Here is a 4,424-nt window from a genome sequence, read left to right as displayed (position 1 = left end):
AAAGCTTCAAGCTCTTTCTTATTCATGTTCATCTGCCTATCCTTAACTCTCTATAGAGTAAATTGAGATAGGCAGTTACACAAAATTAGTTACAGTCTCAACACTAATCCTATAAAGCACACAACACCTTTTGATAAGTTCACCGACGACGTACTTCCAGCTATCCAAGAACCTTTATTAGAAACACATAGTTTCATTATTTATGCCGGCGCAGTTGACGTAAATGGTTACTTTCCTACCCACAACAAGAAATTTAGTCAGCCCCTTACTGGTAATTACGATACGGATTTAGCAAATAACAGAACGAAACGGATATTCGATGACAAAACCGGAAGTCGTTGTGGCAGCAATACCTCTACTTTCTTGCTACAAACTTACAAGCGAGATACAGGTGAGGTCATGCATGATCTATCTGCACCGATATATGTGAACGGTAAACATTGGGGAGGGTTTCGTATTGGTTATAAAGCCAAAGAGCAGTAAGTTCTCTGTATTTACGTATAAGCGCTAGCTTCCGTTTTCTCACTTTAACGAATGAAAGTGGTAATGCTCTAGCGCTTAGCAATATCGGCAACAATATTATTCCTTCTTTGCGCTTTTATTTGCTGCTTCGTTACCCTACCATTAGCGAATTCTTTGCAGTTCGTATATTTCTATGCCTTCACTACAAGCTTACAGTACATTTGGCCTTCCAGCGTCGTGTGATTCTATCCAGTCGTTTAGCGACGTTACTTCATTCCTGTCTATCTTCAATACTTCTAAAAACAAGAACAAAGCCATTTACATATTAGGTGGTGGTAGCAACTCAATTTTTACCGACGACTTTGACGGTACAATTCTGGTTAACGAGATAAAGGGCATAAGCCACTTCGATACTGAAAGTCATCATTACTTGCGAGTAGGAGCAGGTGAAAACTGGCACGACTTCGTCACTTTGTGTATGAAAGAGAAGTGGTATGGTTTCGAAAACCTCGCCTTAATACCAGGTTCGGTAGGCGCTAGCCCCATTCAGAATATTGGTGCGTACGGACGAGAAGTGAATACGTTAATCGACAAAGTAGAATGTGTATTTCTTGAAACCGGCGAGCAGATATTGTTAGGCAATGAAGACTGTCAGTTTGGCTATAGAGATAGTGTGTTCAAACGCGCACTAGCGAACAAAGTGCTAATCACTCATGTTAATTTTAAGCTTCCCAAGCACTATGAACTTGAAACCAGCTATGGCGAACTGGCGGCACTCACTGAGCCTACACCAGAAAAGGTGTATAGTAAGGTAATAGAAATCAGAAAAAATAAACTTCCTGACCCGAATGAGCTAGGCAATGCTGGAAGCTTCTTCAAAAATCCAGTGGTTTCAAAAGCAGTGTTTCAAGCGATTGCACAAGAGTATGATTCAGTGCCCCATTTTGTGGTGCACGGAGGTGTTGAGCTGCCAGCCACTGAAAAAGAACAAATAAAAATTCCTGCCGCGTGGCTTATCGACCAGGCAGGTTTTAAAGGCAAGACTTTGAATAAAGTACGATGCCACCCTACACAGCCATTGGTACTTACTAACTTAGGTGGTGCCACCGGAAACGATGTAATAACCATGGCAAAAGATATCATAGCAAGCGTACAGGGTAAGTTTGGCATACAGCTAGAGCCAGAAGTGCGCTTATTAGGAAGCAAAGGACTTATTTCGCTATGAGACAAGCATCAAAAGCTATAAGAAAACATATACTCGCTTTGTTGTCCGACGGCCAGTTTCACTCAGGGGAAACCATTGCACAGCAAGTGTGCCTTTCGCGCACAGCAGTTGCGGGCCATATTTCCCAACTCGCCGATTGGGGATTAGATGTATTTAAAGTAAAAGGTAAAGGCTACCGTTTAGAACGAGGGTTTCCATTGTTAAGCGCCGACAGCATTAAACGTCATTTAGGCAATACAAAACGAGCGGTTATTGATGTGGAGTCGGTATTACCTTCCACCAATACGGAAATGAAGAAGCGTATTGCCAGTAAACGAGAAGATCTTGAAAACGGCGATGTCGTTTTTGCTGAAATTCAGACCGATGGACGCGGCAGACATGGTCGTTCGTGGTTAGCGCCAGTTGGCGGAAGCTTAACTTTTTCTATGTACTGGTCTTTTCCTGACGGTTATCAAAGCATGGCAGGGCTTTCTTTATTGGTGGGCTTGGCTGTTTGCGATGCACTTAAAGAATTTGGCGTAGAAGACGCTGAACTTAAATGGCCGAATGACATTTATTTACAAGGTAAAAAGCTTGCGGGCGTACTTATTGAAGTAGAAGGGCAAATAGGCGCTACGGCGCATAGTGTTATCGGCATAGGTTTAAATGTTTGCGTACCCGATAATCAGTACGATGTTGGTCAACCTCATAGCGATCTTGCTTCTTATTTAGGCACTATCCCAGATAGAAATGCTTTAGCGGCAGAAATTATTAAATCGCTATGGTCTTATTTACCTAAATTTACCCAGCAGGGCTTCGGGCCATTTACTGCATATTGGGAAGCGCTCGACTTATACGCCGATAAGCGCATTGTTTTACAAATGGGTGAGAAGCGTTTTTCCGGAATTGATAGGGGAGTGGACGCCAGCGGCGCGCTTCTTGTTGAAACGCAAGACGGTATTACCCGTTTCCACGGTGGTGAAGTTAGTCTTAGAGGCAATTAACTTTTTATTTTTGTTTTACTTTATAGCTGAGCTACGAAGATTTTGGCCATTATTTATAATAAAAGTACTTCGTAGTTCATCTTTGTGATTTTTAAATAGCATTTTATCCGTTCGTTTTACGCATTGCTTTGCGATTGAAACCAAAAATATGAACAACATTGAAGAAAACCACGTCATATTAGTGGATATCGGTAACACCCGAATAAAATATTCACTGCTTTGTTATGCAGAAGAAGAGCCTAATGCATGTGAAGATGCCAATTCTCTCTTCTCTTTTATCGATTCTCAGAAAAAAATTTCCTATTTGTATATAGCTTCGGTAAGAAATCAGGAGCTGGTTGATGAAATATCCGCCATGTGTAACGAGCGAAATATTGTTTTTGTAGAAAAGCACACAGAGAAAGAAGCCTTCGGCATAAAAAATAGTTACGCGAATGTTCAAAAAATGGGCGTTGATAGATGGCTTGCCATGGTCTGCGGCGCAGAAAAGTCAAAAAAAGCATTTTTTGTTATGGATGTAGGTACGGCAATAACGGTTGATTTTGTCGTAGATGGTCAACATTTAGGCGGTTGGATCATACCTGGATTTCAAGTAATGCGTAATGCATTAGTTGCTTCAACTAAAAAAGTGTTCGCGAATGATGAGATTCCGACCACCTTTGGAGTGGGGACCGATACAGAAGATTGTGTGGCAACAGGGTGTCATGCTGCCCTATATGGTGTTTATTTGAGCGCGGTTGATTACATATCAAGCAAACAAACCGAATTTGACATAATTTTAGGGGGTGGAGACAAAAAAGTGTTTGCATTCTTAAAATCTGCTGATAACATGCGCCTCGCTCATTTGGTGATGCAGGGTCTTGCCCGCTACGCTCGAAGTGAACTTTTAAAGGGAACGTCGACGTAAGTTTTTGATTAGTTGAAAAATTGGTCAAAAAAGAAAATTGAAAAATTTTCAAAAAGACACTTGCACAGAGTTAAACAATACTCTAGAATGCGCACCCACTTGATGTAGTGCCGACTTAGCTCAGTTGGTAGAGCAACTGACTTGTAATCAGTAGGTCGCCAGTTCGATTCCGGCAGTCGGCACCATCAATCTGGAGGGGTACCCAAGCGGTCAACGGGAGCAGACTGTAAATCTGCCGGCTCAGCCTTCGCAGGTTCGAATCCTGCCCCCTCCACCACTTTCTCTATGAGGTGGCCAGAGAATTAGGATTGCGGGCATCGTATAATGGCTATTACCTCAGCCTTCCAAGCTGATGATGCGGGTTCGATTCCCGCTGCCCGCTCCAAATCAGTGCTGATATAGCTCAGTTGGTAGAGCGCACCCTTGGTAAGGGTGAGGTCGGCAGTTCAAATCTGCCTATCAGCACCAGTTTATTTCTCCCCAGCTCATGTAAAATTTCTAAATTTTTTAATGTAACTTTGCTGGGATAATAGAAATGGCAAAAGAAAAGTTTGAACGTACGAAACCCCACGTAAACGTGGGTACAATCGGCCACGTTGACCACGGTAAAACTACCCTAACTGCAGCTATCACTACAGTTCTTTCTAAAACTTACGGCGGTAACGCACAGGCTTTCGATCAAATCGATAACGCGCCTGAAGAGAAAGCACGTGGTATCACCATTTCTACTTCACACGTAGAATATGACACTCCTACTCGTCACTACGCACACGTAGACTGCCCAGGACACGCTGATTACGTTAAAAACATGATCACTGGTGCTGCTCAGATGGACGGTGGTATCCTA

Annotated in this window: 4 protein-coding genes, 4 tRNA genes and 1 pseudogene; all 9 read left to right on the top strand. The window is 42.6% G+C overall.

Translation table 11 applies throughout. The features are described 5' to 3' along the window. Positions 1 to 99: 99 nt before the first annotated feature. Positions 100 to 483, top strand: a pseudogene (locus tag MHN09_RS20880) (chemotaxis protein); the annotation flags it as partial. Positions 484 to 655: 172 nt separating this feature from the next. Continuing rightward, positions 656 to 1,687, top strand: a complete 1,032-nt coding sequence (gene murB / locus MHN09_RS20875) for a UDP-N-acetylmuramate dehydrogenase (protein WP_168463499.1) — start codon at positions 656 to 658, stop codon at positions 1,685 to 1,687. Next, entirely contained in the window at positions 1,684 to 2,670 is a 987-nt protein-coding gene (gene birA / locus MHN09_RS20870; RefSeq protein WP_168463500.1) for a bifunctional biotin--[acetyl-CoA-carboxylase] ligase/biotin operon repressor BirA, read from the top strand. The genes murB and birA overlap by 4 nt, the downstream gene beginning before the upstream one ends. Positions 2,671 to 2,818: 148 nt before the next feature. Next, the gene (locus tag MHN09_RS20865) at positions 2,819 to 3,577 is read left to right on the top strand and encodes a type III pantothenate kinase (protein WP_168463501.1); all 759 of its coding nucleotides are present in this window, start codon (positions 2,819 to 2,821) and stop codon (positions 3,575 to 3,577) included. 109 nt (positions 3,578 to 3,686) lie between these two features. Then, positions 3,687 to 3,762: transfer RNA gene (locus tag MHN09_RS20860), tRNA-Thr, on the top strand. A 7-nt stretch (positions 3,763 to 3,769) separates the two neighbouring features. After that, a tRNA-Tyr gene (locus MHN09_RS20855) sits at positions 3,770 to 3,854 on the top strand. Positions 3,855 to 3,887: 33 nt separating this feature from the next. Continuing rightward, positions 3,888 to 3,962, top strand: a tRNA-Gly gene (locus MHN09_RS20850). A 7-nt stretch (positions 3,963 to 3,969) separates the two neighbouring features. Beyond that, positions 3,970 to 4,045 (top strand) — tRNA-Thr (locus tag MHN09_RS20845). A gap of 67 nt (positions 4,046 to 4,112) precedes the next feature. Beyond that, positions 4,113 to 4,424 (top strand): GTP-binding protein (locus MHN09_RS20840; RefSeq protein WP_239217646.1); only part of this gene is annotated, 312 nt, incomplete at its 3' end.

Origin of the sequence: Alteromonas sp. MmMcT2-5 (genome assembly GCF_022348315.1) — a bacterium.
In the GTDB taxonomy this organism is placed as follows: domain Bacteria; phylum Pseudomonadota; class Gammaproteobacteria; order Enterobacterales; family Alteromonadaceae; genus Alteromonas; species Alteromonas macleodii.
This window is presented reverse-complemented; position numbering and strand designations above follow the sequence as displayed.